This window comes from Microcystis sp. M144S2, assembly GCF_020246065.1.
Lineage (GTDB): Bacteria > Cyanobacteriota > Cyanobacteriia > Cyanobacteriales > Microcystaceae > Microcystis > Microcystis ichthyoblabe_A.
Genome location: NZ_JADBTR010000062.1, coordinates 26,087 through 48,025 on the forward strand (window position 1 = coordinate 26,087; position 21,939 = coordinate 48,025).

Sequence of the window (21,939 nt, forward strand, 5' to 3'; positions counted from 1 at the left end):
TAGGTTAAGGCTGACCTATATTTTAACAAAATTATCACCCTATTCCCCCTCAATCCCCCCTCAATCCCCTCTTATCAAGGGGGGTAGGGGGGATCGAACCCAAAATCTATCTTCAATTTAATTATAACCAGCTACTTAATACCTAGCTACTTAAACAAAGGAGATTTATTCGGGGAAGGGTATATCTAAACTCATTTGTTGTCCTTGGGTTTCCCTTTGTTTTTCGGCAGCTTTCAGGACTTCAAAGGTGAGGATAACATCGAGACGTTTTTTTTGTTCAAGGATTTCTTGTACTGTCACAATCTCAATTTTATCCACACTTTGACTCATATAACGACCGCGATAAATTCCCGCAGATTTGGCTGTTTGTATCATATCTTTGCTAGGGGGTTTCAAGGTGATAAATATACCCAGGGCTGCCCCTTGTAGTGTCATAGTTCCCTGTAGATCTCTGATGTCTCCCGATTTGACATTACCGGATTTTACTTGAAAAATAATTTTCTCCCGGTTGTCTTTATCTCCCTGAAAATAGGCAATAGCATCGACTCCTTTATCTGCCCCTTTTTTGTCATTAATCACGGCCCGGTTATTACTATAGGTTAAAACCGCCCATTTCTCAAATTCTTTGCGGGTACGATCATCGGGTTTAGTGGCTAATGCTTTGGCTGATTCTAGATCTTTGGGAATACCATTCAGTTCAATTTTATCTAAAACATTTTTACCAAAGGAGTCCTCTAATCGCTTTAACATTAAGCTAATACTCTGATAGGTTATATCAATTCCAATCCAGTTTCTTTCTAATCTCTCTGCTACAGCGATCGTCGTTCCACACCCACAATAGGCATCTAAAATTACATCTCCTTTATTGCTACTTGCTTTGATTATTCTTTCTAACAATGCCTCCGGTTTTTGTGTGGGATAACCCAATCTTTCAGATGCTTGTGAGTTAATTGGAGGAATATCATTCCATAAATTTGTCAGTGGTACTCCAGGCATTTCTTCTAAATACTGCTTTAATCTAGGAGTACCATTTCTTGTGTAATATAATTTATTTTTTTCTTCGTATTTTTGCATTGTTTCTATAGGACATCTCCACAGCTTTTTAATTCCCTTCCAATCATAGTTATAACCACCACCTGACAGTCCCCCAGCAGTCAAATCTCTATCTAAAAATCTTCCTTTGCCATCTTGATGCTTATAATATTTTTTCAGATATTCTTCTGAATATGGCTTAAATTGTTGATTAAACATCAAAATTCGCTTGGAATATAAAAAAATAACATCAGTGGTATTAGCAAAAGTCTTGGAATCTGAATGAGCAGATGTTCTTTCCCAAGTAATTTCAGCAATATAATCACCCCCCTGAGAGCAAAAAACAGTATCTAAAACTATTTTTAAATAATGACTAGCAGTAGGATCGCAGTGGAGATAAAAGCTACCAGTAGATTTTAAAACTCGATGGATTTCCACAATCCTCAGAGTCATACTCACCAGATAAGCGAGAAGACTGCCTTTACCTAAAACTTTGGTTAAACCGTCAATTAAATCGATAGTCTGACCGGTAAATTTACCTTGATAGTTGCTTTGAATTTCTTCTAAAGCTTCGTTAGCGTGATTATCCCATGTCCAGGTATCCACAAACGCTTGTGCTTGTGCTTGATCTTCCTTGCCTAAGTTGTTATAAATTTGGTTGTAATTGCGTTTAGAATTAAAGGGTGGATCGATATAACAAAGATCGATCGATTCATCTTTGATATATTTCCGAAGCACTTCTAGGTTATCACCGTAGTATAGTTTATTGACCATAGAGATTAAGGGGATTGACTGCATTCTCAATTGTATTATTATTCCCCCTTAAAGAGGACGAATACAATCGCTCCAGAGAATAATATTATTGTACTAATTACAATAAGCGCATCATGTGCGCCCAAAATTTAATCTAGATATTTCCCCACAGTGGGATTTTGTCAAGAGAAATTATCCTCTGCAATCGCTCCGCAGAATAATATGATTGTACCAATGGTAAAAGCACTGAGAGGCAGCCCACAATAGTCTCACCAGGAGACGGAAATAAATTTAATTTTCCTAAGTCTATTTAGCCTGAAAATGAGGGGGTCGCAGGCAGGCACGGATTCCCATTATATAAATAAGTATATGTCAAGTGCTGGGATTTTGTCAAGAGGAATTAAGTAGCTGGTTATAATTAAATTAAAAATGGATTTTAGGTTCGATCCCCCCTGCCCCCCTTGATAAGGGGGGTGCCGATCCCCCCTTAATCCCCCCTTGATAAGGGGGGTGTCTGACAACTTTTAACGCCTACCTACTTAATTAAATTAAAAATGGATTTTAGGTTCGATCCCCCCTGCCCCCCTTGATAAGCTGTCCATTAGTCACATCTTTCTTAACATTTCAAACCTTTGTAGCACAAGGCTTTCAAGACTCGGTTAACAATCTGTAATATTCCTTGTTGACACCCTTACTGACAAAGAAAAAACTGAAATCAAGTCACGATAAGGGTTGGAGTGCTTACTGACAAAATTGTTAAGAAAGATACCCACAAGGGATAGGGTAAAACCGAGGGTTCCTTCAAGCCGACATTTTAGGTAAATATTTAGTAAGTAGAAATTAATCATCGATCTTCGGTCTTAATCTTAAGTAACAGTGAAAAGTTCTAGCGGATTGGGTTAAGATCGAGACGTAACCCGAAAAAAATTGCAACAGGAATCGGTGGAAACCCCTCCGGTGGGTTATTAACGGAAATTTTTTTACTGGCAATCCCTATGAACTATCATCCGCCCTCACAGCCCCTGCCCGCCCCCTGTATTATTGATTCTGGCGTGGTAATCGCTAAAGAAGATATGCGTCGTCTCCTCGATGATCTCGGACGAGTTCGCTACATCCATAGTCTCGAGGGGGTGATTCAGAGTGAAGGGGAGGGATGGATAGTGGAAGTTTTCGCCGATTATCAGCAAAGCACCCTAGTTGCTAACTACAGTCTTTATCTAAATACCTATAGCTTCGATTGTCTGCGTTTAACCCGCTCTCCCGACGGTGAAACCTATTTTGATCTGATCCAAGACAATCGGCAATTACGGCTAATTCCCCTGAGTAATCCACTGCAAGACCCCGAGATGAAAGCCCGTTTCAATGCCGATACCCTCGAAGCCATGGTTACTCAGGTACTTTCTGCTAAGTGGGATGTGCAGTTTGAAGACGAAGACGACAACGATTGCCCCTTTTAGGCGGTGAGCAAAAATACTGATAACTGATAACTGATAACTGGTTACTGATAACTGATAACTGATAACTGATAACTGAAACAGTGGGATTTTCCTTTGAATTAACCGCCAGGTGTCCCCAAACCGGTGCGCGGGTTGGGGTTTGGCATACTCCCCACGGACCGGTAGAAACACCCCGTTTTATGCCCGTGGGAACCTTGGCCACGGTGAAAGGTTTGACCCCCGCTCAAATCGCCAGCACGGGGGCGCAAATGATTCTGGCTAATACCTATCACCTGCATCTGCAGCCAGGAGAAAGTATTATCGAGAGAGCGGGAGGTTTACACGAGTTTATGGCTTGGAATCAGCCAATATTAACAGATTCGGGTGGATTTCAGGTATTTAGCCTCAGTCAACTGCGGCAAATTAAAGAATCGGGAGTCACCTTTCGATCGCCCCGGGACGGTAGAATCATCGAAATTACGCCAGAAAAATCGATTCAGATTCAAAATGCCCTCGGTGCTGATGTGATTATGGCCTTCGATGAATGTCCCCCCACGGGAGTCAGTCATGAGACCATGAAAGCATCCATCGAACGCACCTATCGCTGGTTAGAGCGCTGTCTGGGGGCCCATCAACGACCCCAAGAACAGGCTTTATTCGCCATAGTCCAAGGGGGAATCTATGAGGATTTACGGGCAGCGGCGGCGCAATCTTTAGTAAAACTCGATTTACCCGGTTACGCTATCGGTGGCGTGAGTGTGGGGGAAGAAACGAGCCTAATTCATCGTATTGTTCGGATAACTGCCCCTTTACTCCCCGAAAATAAACCCCGTTACCTGATGGGAGTGGGAACCTATGGAGAAATGGCCAAGGCGATCGCTAGTGGCATAGATCTGTTTGATTGCGTCATTCCTACCCGTTTTGGTCGCCATGGCACGGCTTTGGTGCGGGGAGAGCGTTGGAACCTCAAAAATGCCCGTTTTAAGGAGGATTTCGCCCCTTTAGACGAGACTTGTCCCTGTTACACCTGTCAACACTTTAGCCGTGCTTATCTGAATCATTTAATTAAATCGGGGGAAATGTTGGGTTATATTCTCTTATCTCTGCACAATATCGCCGAATTAATCAGATTTACGCGTGAAATTCGTCAATCTATCCTAGGGGGGACTTTTGCCCAAGATTTTGCCCCTTGGCTTGAGGATGCCGTAGATGTTACCCCAACGTGATAAAATTTCAGGAAACGTTTGAAAATTTTCTTGTCAAGGTAGATAGAGAGATGGAAACTGCACTTTTGTTGGCCAAATTGCCGGAAGCATACCAAATTTTCGACCCCTTAGTCGATGTCTTGCCCCTGATTCCCCTATTTTTCCTCTTGCTGGCCTTTGTTTGGCAAGCATCCGTCGGTTTTAAATAGGGTTTGCGGCAAAAAGCTTTTCCTGGGGGCAGGGTGTGGGGTGTGGGCTTCGGCCGTGAGCTCAGCCGAACGGGTGTGGGGTGTGGGGTTTTACCGATTTTGAGGTAGTCAGTTACCTAATTTTCAGGGAAAAAGTTCCAGAATTTTCCCCCCGATCCCCGCAATGGCTGGCACTTTTTGAGGGAAAAAAAGTCTAAAAGTCTTATCCAACAAGGTTTTTAGATTTATTCAGCAAGCCTTAAATAAATCGACCCTTAATTATCAGTTATCAGTGAGCAGTTATCAGTGAGCAGATTTGAGTTTTAAGTGAAATGACATCTTTTCACTGTTTACCGTTTACTGGTCACGGCAAAAAGCTTACCAGATTAAAACAAAGTCCCAGTTAAATCAGCATCAGTCAAGTCCACATCTTCTAAAATTGCCCCGCGCAAATCGGCATAACTGAGATCCGCACCCCGGAAACTGGCCCCGGTGAGATCGGTAATAAATCCGTCTCTTTCGGGACTAGCACGAAAATTAACCCGGCAAAGTCGGCAATCGGCGAAATTAGCTCGATATAACAGGGAGCCGCTCAGATTGGCATAGTTGAGATCGGCTCCGCAAAAGTTAGTTTTGCCCAAGTCCGTGCGTTGGTCGGAAGTGGAGCGAAAATCCGCATCGATTAATAGGGCCTGCTGGAGATTAGCACTGTTGAGATTAACCCCGTTTAAGACGGCTTTGGTTAAATAAGCGGCTTCTAAATTGGCTTCGATCAGATTAGCCCCGCTTAAGTCCGCATCGCGTAAACAAGCTCGATAAAAGTCCACTTGACTTAAATCTGCTCCCCAAAGAATCGCCTCACTTAAATCCGCTTCTCTCAGCAGCGATCGCGCAAGGCGTATTTTTCCTAACCGCGCCTGTCGCAGATCAGCACGGCAAAAATTGACTCCCGGGAGGATAATATTAGTTAAGTCGCCTTCCCGCAAATTAATCCCCCGAAAATCTCTTTCTCCCTCCCGATAGCGTTGACAAAGTTCTTCTAGGAGCATGGAAATTTTTTCACTATCATAATTGAGGCAAAATGTCAAGGGTTTGGTAATCTTTATTTAGGGAGATGGAAAGCCGGCAGACTCTCGAATTCTCTGGCCCGTTGACGCATTTGCTGACTAATACGATCGCAAACCACCTTACAGAGATCATAGATCACGGGGTCGGTAATTTGATAGTAAACGCTGACTCCTTGGGGTTGCCGCGAGATAATTCCCGCTTGGGTTAAAGCTTTCAGGTGTTTGGAGAGATTGGCTTGACCTAGTCCGGTAGCTTCAGCGATTTCTTTACCATTCATCGCGCCTAATTGCAAGCAACTGAGAATCTGTAGGCGACTGACTTCCGACAGGACTTTGAAATAGTCCGCCACTGAAGCGAGGACGACGCTAGAGGTTTGGGGGGAGAAACTGTCTAACATAGGTGGGTAATAAAGTGACCAGTTAAAAAGGCTGACAATAGGTGATCGTTTAAAACTTTATAACTATTGACTACTATAGTTTAACTGGAAGGGTAACTAGAGTCTAGTCGGCAAACTAGATCGAGATTGGGTCATTCAGGAATCTACTGCTGCAAGAGTGCCTCCTAACTCCACCAACAGACTTTTTGCCGCAAACCCTAATTATCACCGAGCATGGTACTGATTAACTGCCGGACCGTAGTGCTAGGATGGTTCTCCAAATTGCTTGGTAAAGCCCATTCTGAGTCAAGATAGGACATCTTCAGTAAATCTCTCACTTGTTTTGATTTAGCTTGTCCTGTACTTTGAGCAACCCCAAAAGCCTGATAAAGTTCTGTGGCCGAAATGTGGGGATTTTGACTAGGATCGAAGAGAAAATTGACCATTCCTAGGGCGTGAGTAATGCCAGCAGCCCAGGAATTAGCCTTACCTTTTTCTAGGGGAGAGGGACGCTTACGAGCTAAAGTTGCGGTTAATTGGCGAATAAGTTGGGCGTATTCTTCATTAAGATATTGAGCGGCAAATTTATCGGTAATATCGATAATTTCTTGATATTTGGCCTGCATTGCCTTGGGAACATTTTCCGATTTAGGAACAACTGGAGGCGTTTGTTTCAATATTGCTGCCGCTTGCTGTTTGGCGCGTTGTTCAGCATTATATTTTTCTTGAAAAGCTGTTAAACCCTCCTGACTGGTGATATCAAAACCCTGCTGATGCGCTTGTAACAGGAGATTTTTCATAAAACCGCCACTGTTGGGATTGTTCATCAGTTGACTAAAGCGATCTCCTAATTGCTCTAAATATTTAATAATAGCCTTAGCCTGAGTTAATTTATATTCTCGTCCTAGAAATTGCCAAAAACTAATTAATTCAGGGATAGCATCTTCCGTTTCCGTCGGATCGAGGACAGTAATTTTGCGTGGTAAAATCTTCTCCATTAAGATCTGCACATCTGCCTTAGTCATGGTAGCAAGGGTATAACTTTCATAGAGATAGCCACACTCGATAAAGGTGGCAATCCAACCACCACCTTCTTGTTTTTCTTGATAATAGGCCTGTCCTTCTGGCGAATTGATATATTCTTCGATCGCTCCAGTAATATAATCTTCTAATAAGGGTTCGGCTTCATCGTAGTCTAAATTATCTAATTGTCGGATATTAAAAGTCATAACTCTAGTTTTTCTCCGAGGCTTTCCTTTAATTTTAGGGGATTAGCTGACCGACGGCCAAACTGACGCTAAAATAGTCTTTGCTGTCCGGGGTTGTTGCTTGCTCCTGACGGTGGTTGTAACCGGTAACTGAACATGACTTCGATTCGTCAACTGCATCAACAACTCGTTAATAAAGAAAAAACAGCCGTCGAAATCGCTACAGAATTTCTCGCTCGCATCGAAGCGCTCGAACCACAAGTAAAAAGCTTTCTCCATTTAACCCCGGATTTAGCCCTCGCACAAGCCCGAAAAGTGGACGAGAAAATCGCCAGGGGTGAATCTCTGCATCTGTTAGCAGGTATTCCCATCGCGCTAAAAGATAATCTCTGCACCAAGGGTATCCCCACCACCTGCGCTTCTCGGATTTTAGAGAATTTTGTCCCCCCCTACGAGTCCACCGTTACCCAAAAATTACGAGATTTAGGGGCAGTTATCGTCGGTAAAACCAATTTAGACGAGTTTGCCATGGGGAGTTCCACCGAAAACTCCGGTTATCACGTTACTGCTAATCCTTGGGACTTATCCCGGGTGCCTGGAGGCTCTTCCGGGGGTTCGGCTGCGGCTGTGGCCGCTCAAGAATGCGTGGTGGCCCTAGGATCGGATACCGGTGGCTCAATTCGTCAACCAGCTTCATTTTGTGGCGTTGTTGGGCTAAAACCGACCTATGGCTTGGTTTCTCGCTTTGGTTTGGTGGCTTACGCTTCTTCTCTTGATCAGATTGGTCCTTTTGGTCGTACTGTGGAAGATGCGGCGATTTTATTACAAGCGATCGCAGGTTACGATCCCCAAGATTCCACCAGTCTCAATCTGCCGATTCCCGACTATAGCCAATTCCTGAAAACCAGTTTAAAAGGGCTAAAAATTGGCGTAATTAAGGAAACTTTCGGGGAAGGTTTGGATCAGGTGGTTGCCGAGGCAGTTAATCAAGCTTTAGCGCAGTTAAAGGCCCTCGGTGCCACAATTAAAGAGATTTCCTGTCCCCGTTTCCGTTACGGATTGCCCACCTACTACATTATCGCCCCCTCGGAAGCATCGGCGAATTTAGCCCGTTACGATGGGGTTAAATACGGTATTCGGGAAGATGCCGATAGTTTGATTGATATGTACACCAAGACTCGCGCCAAGGGTTTTGGTGCGGAAGTCAAGCGCCGGATTATGTTGGGAACCTATACCCTCTCGGCGGGTTATTATGATGCTTATTACCTGAAAGCGCAAAAGGTGAGGACTTTGATCAAAGAGGATTTCGATCGAGCTTTTCAATCGGTAGATGTGTTAGTTTCTCCCACTTCACCGACCACAGCTTTTAAAGCTGGGGAAAAAACGGCGGACCCTCTGAGTATGTATTTATCGGATTTAATGACTATTCCCGTCAATTTAGCCGGTTTACCCGGGTTAAGTCTTCCCTGCGGTTTTGATGGGCAAGGTTTGCCGATTGGTTTACAATTAGTGGGTAATGTGCTGCGCGAAGATCAATTATTTCACGTCGCCCACGCCTACGAACAGGCCACCGATTGGCACAAACGTCAACCATCTTTTACAAATTGATACAATTGCTGGTGGCTATCTTTTGCCGGTAGCCATCAAGTAAAAATCAGCAACACTGAAAATGTCTCAAGTCTTCTCTTAATTGGGGAAAAGTTACCGAAAAAGCTGTTAATTCGTCATCCCATTCTAAGTTGAGCGGCAGCCGCCAAACTTTGGCTTTTATAAATCACTTTGGTAAGGTCGAATCCAACACGGTGTTAGCTTGCTCCAACGTTTTGCCGTAACCAATTGGTAAAGGCAACACGTTCTAATTCACCAGAGGCTAAAGCTAAAATGACTCGTTCTTGCTCATCTACAAAAGCATTAATCTCCAGTCCATTCAACACAAGAAATGTTTCCATTGCCCCATGACCAGTGCGCTTGTTGCCATCAAGAAATGGGTGATTCATCACAATTGAAAATCCCAAAGCTGAAGCTTTATCAACAATTGTCGGATAAAGATCCTGCCCGCCAAATGTCATGCGTGGTTGAGCAATAGCAGACTCTAAAGAACCTAGGTCACGAATACCCATAGCTCCTTGGGACTGTTGAATAATTTGATGATGTAAATCGAGGACTTCCACTAATGTTAGATAGCGTATCATGCTAAACGACGATAAAGTTCAGCGTTTTTCTTGAGTACATAGCTTGATGCTTGAGTAAATTCGTTTTCAGGACAAGCTAACCAATCTTCTATGCTGGCACTGAGTAAGTCTTCAGGGGAAACTTGACTGTTCTGAGCTAACTGTTGTAATCGTCGAAACTGCTCATCTGAGATATTAACAGTAATGGAAGCCATTAAAAACCTCTCAATAGTCTAAATATTTAACATTATAACCTCAGTGAGATCTTCCTCTATCTCCACCAAACGGACTTAAGCAACAACTGGCAGGGAGTAGTTATTTATCCTCGGCGTTCAGTGGAAAGCGTAGAGACTGCTCGTTATGGGGAGTTAATCAACTCAGGCAGGATTTTACGTTTTTATCTCGAGGAATTAAGGGAAGGGGAATCCCTCCACCCTACCCCCACGAAAAACTTTTTGCCGCAAACCCTAATTAACCCTGAATTGCTTTAGCTAATTGAACGTGAAGTTTATGACTGGCTTTAAAAGCCATGTAATGAGCGGTGGGAATGGTTCCCAGTAAACTCAAATCACCAATTAAGTCCAATAATTTATGTCTTGCTGGCTCATTATCAAAGCGTAAAGGAGGATTTAACCATTGATTTTGATCGCAGACCAAAGCATTTTCTAAACTGCCTCCTTTAATTAAACCAGCCTTTTGCAGATATTCAATTTGATCGGCAAAACCGAAAGTCCGGGCATCCGCGATCGCATCTCGAAAACTTTCTTGATCAGGACTCCAACTATACCATTGATTACCGATCGGTTTATAGGTAAAATCGATGCCGTAGGTAAAACGTAATTCAGGGGAAGGAATCGCCGCTACAAAAGCATCTCCTTCGTACAACCAAATCGGTTGAGAAATAGTTAAATCTGATGGAGAAAAAGAGTTATTTAAACCGGCATTTTCGATCGCTGCCACCCAGATTTTGGCCGAACCATCAAGGAGAGGAATTTCCGCACCATCCACCTCAATGCGAGCATCCTCTACCCCCAAAGCGGTTAAGGCCGCTAATAAATGCTCAACGGTTCTAACCTTTGCTTCTCCCTGTCCCAATTCTGTTGATAAAGTCGTTTGGTAAACCGAAGAAACTAGAGCGGGAATAATCGGTTGATTGGCTAGATCTCTGCGGACAAAATAACGTCCTTCCCCTGGATTTGCCCCACAGACGCGCACCCGTGTTATCTCCCCCGAATGCAGTCCAATTCCCGATAATTCAAATTGTTTAGAGATAGTAGAAACCATAATTATCAAGTAATAAAGCTTTTATCAGTGAACAACAAAAAGAACTAAATTTATCGATAACTGATAACTGATAACTGATTAGAATCGTTCCCCGATACCGAAATGGAGACGAGAACCACCATCGACATTAAAACCGTAGTCAACCCGAATTTGGCCGACGGGAGATTGTACCCGAACACCCAAACCGTAACCGAGACCGGTACCGGGTAAATCCCGGACAATCCCGGGTTGACCGAGGACATCCCCTTGGGAACCAACAGTAGTGCCGAAATCGACAAATAAAGCCCCCCCGATAATGGCGACAATGGGAAAACGATATTCGGCCGTCGCTTGGAAATAACTGCGACCGCTACCCACTTCTCCCTCGGCGTAACCCCGTACAGAGTTACTACCCCCCACAATAAAAGCATCGTAGGGGGGTAAATCGCCTAATACTGTCCCTGCTTGCACATTAAAAGCGAGGGATTGCTGACCTTTAAAAATATCGGTTTCAAAGAGATTAAAGGAATTAATAAAGCGAACGGGGATAAAGTAACTGTAACTACCCCGAACACGAGTGCCGAAAATACTGCCAGAACCGACTGGGATAGTTTGTTCTAAACCTAGACGCAGGAAGGAACCACTGGTGGGTTGCAGGGGATTGTCGCGAAAATCTTGAATAGCGCCAATATTTAGGGAAAGTAGATCATCGATCCCAGAGGAACTAAAGGACAGTTGTTGACTGCCAAAACCGTTGAGAGGTGCAGACAGAGGGGAGATGTCACCATTGGCATTTTGCACCTGTACCTGTTGATAGTTAAAGCCTAGGGAAACCACCCATTTTGGTTTCGTAAACACATCAGGGGCCAAAGGACGGACAAAAGTAATACCGCCACCCGTCCGGACGATACGGGGACTATCATTGTCGTTAAGAGTCCGAATTGAGGAATCTTCCCCATCATAAACCAGAGAAATCGACTGTCGCCGGAAAACGTTCACCGTGTAGGAAGTGCGGAAATTATCCGTGGCAATCCAAGGATCGGAAAAACTCAGATCAAATAAAAATTCCCGTTCCCCTAACTGGACTTCTGCCCCTAAAGTTTGGTTATTACCGCCAAAATTGCGCTGTTGATAGCTGACAGTGCCGAATAAGCCCGCATTCGAGCTAATACCGCCCCCAGCAGCCAGGGAACCAGTATTACCTTCTACCACATCGACGTTAACAATCACCTCCCTTGGATCGCTGCCGGGGGAAAAAGACAGACGCACATCCTCGAATAAACCGAGACCGAAAACACGCTGTAAATCCTGTTGGGCAGTATTGCGGTTGAAAATATCCCCCGCTTTTAGGCGCATTTCCCTAGTAATGATAAATTCTCTGGTTTTAGCCTTGACCGGTTCCTGTTCGACGTTAAAATAACGTACTTGAATTTTTTCGATTAAACCTTCGGAAATGACCAGAATCACCCGACCATCGGGAGTGACTTGCGGCGCACCAATCACCTGGGCTAGATCATAGCCGTTTTTGCTGTACCAGTCATTGATTTTTTTGACCCCCGCCTGTAATTCCCGCAAATTCAGGGTTTTGCCGTATTGACTGGCGAAAATTTCCTCGACCACCCCGGCAGGTAAAATCGATTTGTCCACGGTTTCCGGGGCAATTTGAATCTGTACACCCTGAAAAACGGGGTTAGGTTGCACCTCAAAGGTAACTCGCACCCCTAGGGGCGTATCTTGGGGAACTGCACGCACATCGGCAAAAAATCCCGTGGCAAAAACGGCGTTAATATCTTCTTGTAGTTGCGATCGAGTCGTGCTTCGTCCGGGTCGGGTGCGAATGGTATTATAAACTAGATTTTCTAATTCTCGATCGGCCCCTTGTACTACCACTTCAGCCACCAAAACTCGCGACTCCTCGGCCTGCGCTGGTGGGGAGGTTGGGGGAGTTTCTGGAGGGGTTGGGGTTTCCGTTGGGGTTTCCGTCGGGGTTTCCGGTGCCGGTGCCACGGGTGGAGTAGTTTCTCCCGTCGCAGGAGGAGACTGTACTAGCTGCTCGACGCGGGGAAAAACCGTCTCTGGGGGTTCTTCTTGGGCCATGACCGTCCCGTGAAATAATCCGAAAATAGCCAGCAGCAGGGCCAGCGAGGAGTATCGCCTCGAAAAATTGAGATTTTTAAGCACTTCCACACACCCAGTAACACCATTATGGTTTTGTTTGTTTTCTCTGCCCGAGAAATTTAACCAACGTTAAAACTCTAGCAGATCGCTTACTCTCAGTAAATCCCGGCTTGACCGGTGACTCAAGAGATGCTGCCTTAGGTCTGATATTGGTCAGCCGTCAGCATTAAGTTTTTATCTTGCCATATCTTAGCTTTTTCTGGTTTGGCTCTATCCCAATTCACCATCGAGGATTATTGCCACCTCGGTTGGCGCACAATTAGTTACGCCGGGGCAGCTGTTAACGTCTCGTTTGTAATAACTGTACCAGTTGCGAGACCTGTTGGCGATTGAACATTTGCAGCAGGGTACTAGCTACTAATTCTGGTTCCAGGGTAATCAGGATTTGTGGTAATTTGGCGGTGGCTAATAATTGCAATTCTTGACTGACGGTGATTTCTTCCCCGCGACCCCATTCTAATAAATCACTAGCTTGTTTTAATTCCTTAATAATAACTGGGGCGAGAGTACGATAGGAATGTTTGGGGTTAGCCAGGGCCGATTGGGCATTTTTAACTAAATATTGCCATTGTTGCTGTTCTGAAGCCAATTTAGACAGAGGTAAAATTAATTTTTGTAATTGCTGACGGGAAGCGCTGGTTTCTTGCTGTTTGAACAGTTGTAACATCTGTTTGAGGATATCTCTGACGCTGATAGAAATAGAAGAGGCCGCCGCAATAGCTGGGGTCGATTTTCCTTGGCCCAGAAGATAGTGAAGATGGGCGTGTAATTCGGCAAAAGTCGCTTCACCGTTTTTAACGATAGCGTCAGCTTCCTCGCCTTGCAAACCCAAGGGACTCTGCAGCTTATCGATCAATATCTGAAGCAGATCATAACCCTTGAGGAACAAAGACTCTAATTTTTGATCGACTTCTATAGGATTTTCTTTCAGTATTTTAAGAGCATCCTCAAGACGGTGAGCAGTTTTTTGGATACTGCCATAACCTAACATGGCCGCCCCCCCCTTGACGGAATGGACGGCACGAAACATCTCGTTCATCTGTTCATTGTTGTTGACGAGATTGCCTAAGTCTAAAATCCCCTGTTCCAAAGTTTCCAGGTGTTCTTTTGCTTCTTCGATGAAATAGCCGAGAATTTTCTGAGCGTTAGCAGAGTCCAAAGTCTTATCCCCTTTATCACGATGCTGTCTAGTCCTAGATTGCCCAGTTTTTCAGGAAATATATCAGTTATGAGGCAATGGCTAGGAAAACTGGCAGCTCTTCTGGTTTATGTGTGGAAACGAGGTCTATACTGATAGTTTCTTCCTCGGCTCGACTGAGCGTTCGTGTTAGTGAGCTTGTCGAACTACTGATCTCACGCCGAAGTCATCGCCGAACGTTAAAATAGCCCTAAACGTCTTGCCCGATAAGCATTTCAAGATTCCATAAGCAAAAATTATCACACAAAGTCGAGAAGAGCCCTGATATTTTTTCAGTGAAATTGAATTAGCAACGATAGATATACATTTGAGCTATCGAACTATTTAGTTAGTATATAGACCCAAAGCAGGCTGTGATCAGGTTATAATTTTTGGAGATGTTTAATGAGCATGGTGCGTTCCCCAAAATCTATCGGTCCGGCAGTAGGAGCCACATCAAGGAACGCACCCTATAGCTATGATGATCGCTATCCTAGAAATAAGCTCTGTTTCGTCCGCGGTGGCGAAGTGTTAGACATCTTTTAGCTCTTCAAACCTTGACAAGAGCCTAGGAGGAACTAAGAAAATCATTTTAATGCGAGAGTTGATCGGTTTTGTTTCAATCTTGATGAATTTTGGTTGGAAATTATCTCCATTCTCATCCTTAGATTTGACGAAAGCAAAACAGGTAAATTCAATAGATTTAAGGAATTCAAGGAGCTTGTTTGTCGGATAAATTTCCGACAAGACCAAAGGCTGATCTCGAATGAGAAGATTTTTGCCACCCATTAGTATATCGAAGTCTGCTCCTTCAGCATCTGTTTTGATACAGGAAACACTTAGTAACGGATAATCAGACATCAATTTGTCTAAAGTATTTACCTTGACTGTCACCTTGTTCTCTTGGGGACTATACCTAACCAGCGAATTTAGTTCAGGCATTGAGTTCAAATTAAGATCCATAGTGCCAGGCTCGGAAAAAAGTGCTTCTTCTAGAATATGACAATTTTGAAACTGGGAAAGATTTCTCTTTAAGTGTTCAACCATTCTCGGATCGGGTTCAAAGGCATAAACCTGATTAGATGAAGGAGCAGCCAGTAAACTATAATAACCAATATTAGCCCCAACATCAATAAAGTCTTTATTAATATCTAAGAACCGATGAAGGATAATTTCAGATCCCCAATCTAACTTGCTTCCCTTGAGGAAAATTTCCGTTCCGAATCGACTATCATAGGGCAGAGTCATTTCTACATTATTAAATAGAACCATTTTCTGGTTGAGCTTGGTTATTTTATAAAATCCTCGTATTACATAGCGGTATAGGAAATTCCAGTCACCAATCTCTCGAACCAATCCAAGAAAATAACTGAACTTATGCAAATAAGTAGTTTCTTTAAACATATACTCTCACTTCAAGTTAGCCATGGAGGCATCTAAATATTAATTATAGCGCTCTCTGCGGTCGAGCCACCCCCTCTGTCCTAATATCCCACCCCCATCGGTCTAACACCCCCTCAATAAAACCCAATACCGCACTTTGCGGTTTAATCACTATCGGTGCAGCGGTAGGAGCCACATCAGGGAACGCACCCTACAGCGATGGCGTACTGCTACGCAGTGCCTTCGGCATCGCACTAACCCTAACAACAATTTTTGATTTTTACCAGAGGTCTATTGACTGCATGATGGGATGTAATATTTCAATAACGAGCATTTTCTTGGTGCTTGAGCTATACAATGAGATGTATATTTTGATAGGATAAAAAAAGATTAGTATAGAGGTAAAATTAATGGCTGAAACCCTATATGAAAAAGACTATGTAGCTTGGCTGCAAGACCAAGCAGCAAAACTGCGATCGCCTGATCGCAATACTTTAGATTGGCAAACTTTAGCCGAGGAATTAGAGGAAATGGTGGATGAACGCAAATACAAAGCAGAAAGCTTTCTTTTCTTATTCAACTCCTCAGTCACCTGCTACTTTACGCCTACTGGAATCATCCTTACTACCTACCCCACTGGACAGACGAGATAGATAATTTCAGATTGGAATTGAGCTTGCTGTTTCGCTCTAAGGTAATCTACAATCATGCCTTAGAACGGTTTGTTTATTGTTATCAAAAAGCTCTGGGAAAAGCGAGCCGCAAAAGTGGATTAACTTTACCAGTTGACTGTCCTTGGACAATTGAGAAAATTCTTGATGAAGATTGGTTCCCTGGTTAAAAACTGGAGCTTGCAATCCAACTTACATCCATACAACAATAGGGTGGGCAATGCCCACCTTACTTCAGTTGCTCAACAACTAATACTAAATCCGGTTATTAAAAACTGATTATTTATTCTCAGTTTTGCATGAGTGCCTCTTGCATGAGTGCCTCTCCTGATATGTAGCCTATACTCAACGGATTTAGTATAATAGCTGGTATTCCAAAATCTGGTTGAAAAAGAAATTGATACCAATTTTCAATAGTCGTGATTAACATCTGAAAGTGCAATTCCGCTCTCAGAGAGGAATTGCACTTTGGAATAATCAACTAAGTCTGTCATCACTTTTGAAAAATGATATGAGTCAGCGGTTTAATCACTATCGGTGCAGCAGTAGGAGCCACATTAGGGAACGCACCCTACAGCGATTAAAATGCGTAGATTTCATGATGAGCTAGGCGGATTTGATGGTTTCAAATACTTCCGATTATCTAAGCAATCAATTACAGATAGTCCTAGCTCATACATAGCTTCCAAAGCCGCATTTTCATACTTGTTATACTCAGTCAGATCATGAATTATCTCTTTCTGCCCATGAGCTATATTATTTCTCCTGCTTACTAATGTCTTAAGTAAAAGCTCATGTTGATCCACCATTGAGCATGATAAACCAGCATCTGTAGAGTTCTTTTTAAGCAGCATAGGCTTTAAATTGCTATCTGCTTCTAAGCGAATATTGAATTCAATATTCTCATTAATTAAAGCTGGCAATTCGTTGGAAAAAAAGCTCCAAACTCCATCTGCTGACAAATCACCTCCAAGTTCTTTAAAGCGCTTCCTTAGCGATAGCTTTATAACCTCCTCACGGCATTGATTGCGTTTAATATTTTGCCTTTGAATTGTATCGAGGTATAAATGCCATGCAAATCTACAAAAACCTTCATAGTGAGCATATAGCAAAGTAGTAATAGCTCTCAAGAGAGCTTCATACCTTACAGGATGCTTAACCCTATCAGTCGTTAATATTTGAATTTTAATTGCAGCCAGTTCTCCTTCTCTCCAGTTGAGATCAGCCTCGATCTCATTCTCCCAGTTGCTCATTAAAAATTACTCCACAAGCTGAGTTTATTTAAACCTTCTTGAATACATCCAATTCTATTATAAAGCTTAGTTCTGGAGTTAGCTCCAGGTCCAATATTATCCTTAAAGCTGTTTGACTGAACAATTTTGATTATTTCATCCCTAACAGAAGAATTATCCAGATTCTCTAATCTTTCTAGTATCCTAAACACGCCAATTGTAACAGCTTCAAAATAAGCTGGAGCTAAAGCACCAATTGGTGATTGATCGCGATATCGAACAAAAGCACCACTGCCAAGAATTTGGCTCAAGTAATCAAATAATCTATTAAAGTCTTGTGTTTCAGTAGAATAATCAAATTGTATTTCTTCAAATAATATATTTTCCATGTATGTGTCTAACCAATCTCTCACACTCCCCCGGAAGAGATCTTGAGCATTTTTTGCGGCAAAAAATCTTAAGACAAGCTCTTCGTCTCCCTTTTGTTCTTTTTCTGATTGAGACAATGTATCTATGCAAGTCTTAAAGTTTGAATAGGAGGATCTTTCTTGGAGAAACCTATAGAACTTTATACCTGGCTCACCAAACATCCTAGAAGAACAGTTGCGAATTTCCTGTGGAGCTAGAATTGATCCCCCAGTATTTAACCTCTTGAACATTTCATAACGCAGAAAAGAATTACTTTGCCTTTTAATAATTACTGTCCTTACAGAGGATCTTTTAATCCTAAGCTTGAGTCTCAATGATAAATCTTCAAAAGTCAGATTATTAAGTTCTGAAATCTGATCACAACCTTCTAACTTTAGAGATTTCAGCTTTTCTCCATCTATATCAGTGAAATTCAGTACATTGGCATCAATGAATTGAATCACAGAGCTAAGGCGTTGTAAGCCATCAATTAACTCCAAAACCCCATCTGAGTTCTCAATAGTAAATATCTGTGGTATTGGCAACTCAAGAAGTATAGATTCTATTAAACGAGACTTTTGTTGATTAGACCATCGGAATAACCTTTGATATTCCGGTTGAATAATGAGTTCATTTTGAGAATATAAACTGATGATTTCTCCAAAGCTGAGATCGATAGATTCAGTACGAACCTCACCAATTTTGGCATCTATCCGTTCATCTATTGATTCCATCATCATATTGCTCCTAGACTTCTAAACCCTATGGCAAGCAAAACTTATACCTTAAACATTCTAATCGTAATCTGCCAGTTGAATATTACATTCAAGGAAAAAGTATGAACAGGGAACGAGCCGCATAACTATTAATCATACCCCTTCCTGCGGTCTAGCAGCCTCCTCCATCCTACTATCCCAATCCCCATCGGTCTCACACCGCCTCAATAAAACCTAATACCGCACTGTGCGGTTTAATCACCTCAATTTGGGCATAATTACCGCAGAGGGTAGTCTAGCACCCCACCCAGGGGGTTTCTAGCACATTTAAGGTAAAGGGGAAATTAAGAATTGTTGCCATTGTACGGCCAAAAGTCTAGAATGGTCATTAATTTTTGTGCATGGTCGGGTCTTCTAACCGAAGGCATTGACGAAAAGCACATTGTATCTGTCCTAGAGGCACTATGAAAAAGCTTAAGCAATACTGGACTGCTGAAGCACTGGAAAAAGACTTAGGCGATCCTCTCAATCCCGATAACCCTCTATCCTACAAGCGGGTGATCGAAATTGACGAGAGCGAAGAATTTCCCCACGAGGAAATTCGCTGGTTATACGACTGGAAACTCCAACACTACTACATTCCCACCGATTGCGGCGGTGAATTTACCTCTTTTGAGGAATTTGTCGCTTTTGTGCGGGTACTTTCTCGACGGGATCAAACTATCGGCATCGCTTTTACTACCCTATTCTGGTCGTTTTTAAACTGGATGGCGGGAACCCCAGAACAGAAACAGAAGCTCGCCCGTTTTATCATGGATGACTATGGGGCGATGTGTCTGGGTTACTCGGAAAAGGAACACGGCAGCGATCTGATCAATGGTGATCTGACCGCGACGAAGGTGGAAGGAGGTTATATTCTCAATGGAGAGAAATGGCCGATTAACCGGGCGACTATCTCTGGAGTTTCCTTTATTTTGGCGAAAACCGATGCTAACGGCGGGCCAAAGTGTTTAACCCTATTTATGGTCGATAAACGGCAATTAGACCCCGAAAAATACTATAATTTGCCGAAAATATACACCCATGGCGTGCGGGCCTCGGATATGAGTGGCATTGGTTTTAAGGATTGTTTCGTCCCCGATTCCATGCGTTTACGCGAGGAGGGAGACGGTTTAGAATTAGCCCTGAAAGGTTTCCAGATTACCCGAATGTTGTGCGCTGCTTTTTCCCACGGGGCAGCCGATACCGCTTTAAGAACTACCCTCGGTTTTGCCGTTAATCGGGTAATCTATAACAAAACTGTGATGGATTTGCCCCAACCCCGGCGCACTCTCGTGGATGCTTTCCTTGACATCCTTATTTGTGATTGCGAGACGATTCCGGCCGCGAGAGGTTTTCATATTATCCCCGAACAGTTTAGCGTCTGGGCTTCGGTGGTAAAATATTTTGTCACCGTCCGTCTGGAGGAGATGGTTAATAGTGTTTATGTGGTCTTGGGATCGCGTTTTTATATGCGAGAAGAACACGAATTCGGCATCTTCCAGAAGCTACTGCGGGATAATTCGATTATCAGTATGTTTGACGGCAGTTCGATCGTCAATCTTCATGCTTTAATCCTACAATTGCGTCCTTTAACCAAATATCGGGCTAAACGCAACTCGCGCACCATGTCGGCGTTAAAAACCCGTTTAGAGGCGATTTTTAGCCTAGAAAAGTCAGTTCCTCCCTTTGAACCCAATAATTTAGAATTATTTGGCCGGGGAATGGATGATTCCCTACAGGGTTTAGAGATTGCCCTTGATATGCTGGAAGGATTGAAAGATTCTCAGGAGGTGGACCCGGAAGTATTAGAAAATCTGTTGATGTTGGGTAATTTAGTTTTAGAGGAACTAAATGCTCACGATGAACAGATTAGTCAATCGAAATTCGAGTATGGTCACGACCAATCACCCGAATTGTTCGAGATTGCCAAGAAATACTGTACTTTACACGCCGCTTCTGCTTGTTTACACACTTGGCTTTATAATCGTTCCATCTTGGGTGAATTTTTTGCCCGGGGGGAATGGTTGGTGTTGAGTTTACACCGATTACTGCGAACTCTGCGGCCGCTGCCTTACACTCTATCTGAGGTGTATGTAGAAAATGTTGCCCAAGAATTGCTGAAATTATATCGAGAAAATCAACATTTTTCGATCGTGCCTTTTCAATTAGCCCCTTCACAAACTACCGAGGAAAAAACCCATGAACTCCAACTCCAATCTTAATAATCTCGTACAAAATTGGTTAGTTAAACAGTTAGCCGATCAGTTATCTTTGGATGCAAAAACGATTAATGTGACTGAACCTTTAACCCGTTATGGTTTAGATTCTATCGATGCGGTAACGATGGTGGGTGATCTAGAAGATTGGGTCGGTCAAGAGTTACCTTCCACCCTTTTCTGGGATCATTCTACTATTGAAAAAGCGTCTCTTTTCCTAGTAGAAAACTACGATCTTTCTAATCTTTCCGGTGAGGAAAACCCCGCAGAAGTTGCTCCCGTCGCTGAAAAAGCTGAACCGGCCGTTAGTGGTGGCAAAGGTTGGAGTTTATTCGGTCGTCGTTAATTATCAGTTATCAGTGATCAGTTACCAGTTACGGCATTTCTCATAAAAATGAAGTATAACCTATAGGATAACTGCTGTAAATTGAAATACAGAAAAAAGGGCGATCAAGCGATCGCCCTTTTCTCCTACCAAATAACAAAAATTATCTCAAGATATACACCAGTAAAAACAGGATAATCCAGACCACATCGACGAAATGCCAGTATAATTCTGCCGCTTCCACACCAAAGTGAGATTGACTAGAATAGTGGTCTTTTTGACGAGAACGCCAGAGGACAGATAGAATCAGCACTAAACCGAAGGTAACGTGGAGACCGTGGAATCCGGTTAAGGCATAAAAAGCGCTGGTGAAAACATTAGTTGTCAGACCGAATTCAGCGTGATAATATTCGTATCCTTGACCACAAAGGAAGATAATTCCCATCAGGGCAGTAATACCGAACCACAATTGTAAACCGGCATTATTGTTTTGTTTAATCGCCTTTTGTCCTATGTGCATAACAAAACTACTGGACACCAGAATAATCGTGTTAATTGTCGGTAGGGTTAACTCTAATTCTGGCGTGCCGGCGGGGGGCCAAACGGGTAACATGGTACGGTAGAACAAGAAAGCGGCAAATAAGCCTAAAAAGATGGAACTTTCCGCCACTAGAAACAAAACCACACCGAATAAGCGATGATCTGGGTGGCCATGATGTCCGTGTTCCACCGTTTCCTGATGATAATTGACAGAGAGTTGAGAATCTTCGAGCGTTGAACCTTGCATGATTGAATGTCCTTAGTTTACACGGGAGACGGGGAGCTTTTTTTCAGTGGGAAGTGGGAAGCTTTTTTTCGGTAAACAGCAATCAGTGAACTGATAACTGATAA

At 43.1% G+C, this 21,939-nt stretch carries 23 protein-coding genes; 10 read left to right on the plus strand and 13 right to left on the minus strand.

Going from position 1 to position 21,939, the window contains the following annotated elements:
• Window positions 1-165 precede the first annotated feature (165 nt).
• The gene (locus IM462_RS08140) at window positions 166-1,806 is read right to left on the minus strand and encodes a DNA methyltransferase (RefSeq protein WP_287704480.1); all 1,641 of its coding nucleotides are present in this window, start codon (window positions 1,804-1,806) and stop codon (window positions 166-168) included.
• 974 nt (window positions 1,807-2,780) lie between these two features.
• Between IM462_RS08140 and IM462_RS08145 the strand changes: the two genes are divergently transcribed.
• The 3 genes from IM462_RS08145 (at window position 2,781) to IM462_RS08155 (ending at window position 4,635) form a co-directional block, all read left to right on the plus strand.
• Window positions 2,781-3,242, plus strand: a complete 462-nt coding sequence (locus tag IM462_RS08145; protein WP_287702980.1) for a hypothetical protein — start codon at window positions 2,781-2,783, stop codon at window positions 3,240-3,242.
• A gap of 80 nt (window positions 3,243-3,322) precedes the next feature.
• Window positions 3,323-4,447: a tRNA guanosine(34) transglycosylase Tgt gene (gene tgt / locus IM462_RS08150; RefSeq protein WP_287702982.1), complete on the plus strand. Its 1,125-nt coding sequence runs from the start codon at window positions 3,323-3,325 to the stop codon at window positions 4,445-4,447.
• Between the two features lie 50 nt (window positions 4,448-4,497).
• Window positions 4,498-4,635, plus strand: coding sequence for a photosystem II reaction center protein K (locus IM462_RS08155; protein ID WP_008206475.1), 138 nt, complete (start codon window positions 4,498-4,500; stop codon window positions 4,633-4,635).
• A 365-nt stretch (window positions 4,636-5,000) separates the two neighbouring features.
• On the opposite strand, the gene hetL is transcribed toward IM462_RS08155, so the two are convergent.
• The 3 genes from hetL to IM462_RS08170 form a co-directional block, all read right to left on the minus strand.
• Entirely contained in the window at window positions 5,001-5,663 is a 663-nt protein-coding gene (hetL, locus tag IM462_RS08160) for a heterocyst differentiation pentapeptide repeat protein HetL (RefSeq protein ID WP_287702984.1), read from the minus strand.
• Between the two features lie 53 nt (window positions 5,664-5,716).
• Entirely contained in the window at window positions 5,717-6,079 is a 363-nt protein-coding gene (locus IM462_RS08165; protein WP_016514338.1) for an ArsR/SmtB family transcription factor, read from the minus strand.
• Between the two features lie 197 nt (window positions 6,080-6,276).
• Window positions 6,277-7,287, minus strand: a complete 1,011-nt coding sequence (locus IM462_RS08170) for a DUF6398 domain-containing protein (RefSeq protein ID WP_287702986.1) — start codon at window positions 7,285-7,287, stop codon at window positions 6,277-6,279.
• A 135-nt stretch (window positions 7,288-7,422) separates the two neighbouring features.
• Here IM462_RS08170 and gatA point away from each other — a divergent pair, with 135 nt between their 5' ends.
• On the plus strand, window positions 7,423-8,874 hold the full coding sequence (gene gatA / locus IM462_RS08175; protein WP_106909165.1) for an Asp-tRNA(Asn)/Glu-tRNA(Gln) amidotransferase subunit GatA: 1,452 nt from the start codon (window positions 7,423-7,425) through the stop codon (window positions 8,872-8,874).
• A gap of 197 nt (window positions 8,875-9,071) precedes the next feature.
• Here the strand turns inward: gatA and IM462_RS08180 are convergent, their stop codons facing one another.
• Together IM462_RS08180 and IM462_RS08185 are read right to left on the minus strand one after the other, a co-directional pair.
• The gene (locus IM462_RS08180) at window positions 9,072-9,437 is read right to left on the minus strand and encodes a type II toxin-antitoxin system death-on-curing family toxin (protein WP_230401049.1); all 366 of its coding nucleotides are present in this window, start codon (window positions 9,435-9,437) and stop codon (window positions 9,072-9,074) included.
• A gap of 17 nt (window positions 9,438-9,454) precedes the next feature.
• Complete coding sequence (locus IM462_RS08185) at window positions 9,455-9,652, minus strand: DNA-binding protein (RefSeq protein ID WP_287702990.1); 198 nt, start codon at window positions 9,650-9,652, stop codon at window positions 9,455-9,457.
• A 48-nt stretch (window positions 9,653-9,700) separates the two neighbouring features.
• Between IM462_RS08185 and IM462_RS08190 the strand changes: the two genes are divergently transcribed.
• Entirely contained in the window at window positions 9,701-9,928 is a 228-nt protein-coding gene (locus tag IM462_RS08190) for a DUF2887 domain-containing protein (protein WP_287703000.1), read from the plus strand.
• On the opposite strand, the gene lpxC is transcribed toward IM462_RS08190, so the two are convergent.
• The 3 genes from lpxC to IM462_RS08205 form a co-directional block, all read right to left on the minus strand.
• Window positions 9,909-10,721, minus strand: a complete 813-nt coding sequence (gene lpxC / locus IM462_RS08195; protein ID WP_287702992.1) for a UDP-3-O-acyl-N-acetylglucosamine deacetylase — start codon at window positions 10,719-10,721, stop codon at window positions 9,909-9,911. The two genes, IM462_RS08190 and lpxC, sit on opposite strands and share 20 nt — an antisense overlap.
• A 78-nt stretch (window positions 10,722-10,799) precedes the next feature.
• On the minus strand, window positions 10,800-12,887 hold the full coding sequence (locus tag IM462_RS08200) for a BamA/TamA family outer membrane protein (RefSeq protein ID WP_287702994.1): 2,088 nt from the start codon (window positions 12,885-12,887) through the stop codon (window positions 10,800-10,802).
• A gap of 271 nt (window positions 12,888-13,158) precedes the next feature.
• Window positions 13,159-14,037, minus strand: coding sequence for an Hpt domain-containing protein (locus IM462_RS08205; protein WP_287715058.1), 879 nt, complete (start codon window positions 14,035-14,037; stop codon window positions 13,159-13,161).
• A gap of 429 nt (window positions 14,038-14,466) precedes the next feature.
• Between IM462_RS08205 and IM462_RS08210 the strand changes: the two genes are divergently transcribed.
• Window positions 14,467-14,601 (plus strand): hypothetical protein, encoded by a 135-nt coding sequence (locus tag IM462_RS08210; RefSeq protein WP_272948742.1) that lies wholly within the window; start codon window positions 14,467-14,469, stop codon window positions 14,599-14,601.
• Here the strand turns inward: IM462_RS08210 and IM462_RS08215 are convergent.
• A complete protein-coding gene (locus IM462_RS08215; protein WP_287700767.1) occupies window positions 14,587-15,459 on the minus strand; it encodes an FkbM family methyltransferase in 873 nt (290 codons plus the stop codon). The genes IM462_RS08210 and IM462_RS08215 overlap by 15 nt on opposite strands.
• Before the next feature lie 389 nt (window positions 15,460-15,848).
• Here IM462_RS08215 and IM462_RS08220 point away from each other — a divergent pair, with 389 nt between their 5' ends.
• Window positions 15,849-16,091: a DUF29 family protein gene (locus tag IM462_RS08220; protein WP_287700765.1), complete on the plus strand. Its 243-nt coding sequence runs from the start codon at window positions 15,849-15,851 to the stop codon at window positions 16,089-16,091.
• On the plus strand, window positions 16,031-16,279 hold the full coding sequence (locus tag IM462_RS08225) for a DUF29 family protein (protein WP_287700779.1): 249 nt from the start codon (window positions 16,031-16,033) through the stop codon (window positions 16,277-16,279). Before IM462_RS08220 ends, IM462_RS08225 begins: the two co-directional genes overlap by 61 nt.
• A 426-nt stretch (window positions 16,280-16,705) precedes the next feature.
• Here IM462_RS08225 and IM462_RS08230 read toward each other — a convergent pair whose 3' ends face one another.
• Window positions 16,706-17,362: an MAE_28990/MAE_18760 family HEPN-like nuclease gene (locus IM462_RS08230; protein WP_287700764.1), complete on the minus strand. Its 657-nt coding sequence runs from the start codon at window positions 17,360-17,362 to the stop codon at window positions 16,706-16,708.
• Window positions 17,362-18,489: a DUF262 domain-containing protein gene (locus tag IM462_RS08235; protein WP_287715059.1), complete on the minus strand. Its 1,128-nt coding sequence runs from the start codon at window positions 18,487-18,489 to the stop codon at window positions 17,362-17,364. Before IM462_RS08235 ends, IM462_RS08230 begins: the two co-directional genes overlap by 1 nt.
• Window positions 18,490-18,929: 440 nt before the next feature.
• Here IM462_RS08235 and IM462_RS08240 point away from each other — a divergent pair, with 440 nt between their 5' ends.
• Complete coding sequence (locus IM462_RS08240; RefSeq protein ID WP_287700760.1) at window positions 18,930-20,729, plus strand: acyl-CoA dehydrogenase family protein; 1,800 nt, start codon at window positions 18,930-18,932, stop codon at window positions 20,727-20,729.
• Window positions 20,707-21,069, plus strand: a complete 363-nt coding sequence (locus IM462_RS08245; protein WP_149976611.1) for an acyl carrier protein — start codon at window positions 20,707-20,709, stop codon at window positions 21,067-21,069. The genes IM462_RS08240 and IM462_RS08245 overlap by 23 nt, the downstream gene beginning before the upstream one ends.
• Before the next feature lie 142 nt (window positions 21,070-21,211).
• On the opposite strand, the gene IM462_RS08250 is transcribed toward IM462_RS08245, so the two are convergent.
• Complete coding sequence (locus IM462_RS08250) at window positions 21,212-21,835, minus strand: cytochrome c oxidase subunit 3 (RefSeq protein ID WP_002738397.1); 624 nt, start codon at window positions 21,833-21,835, stop codon at window positions 21,212-21,214.
• Window positions 21,836-21,939: the final 104 nt, after the last annotated feature.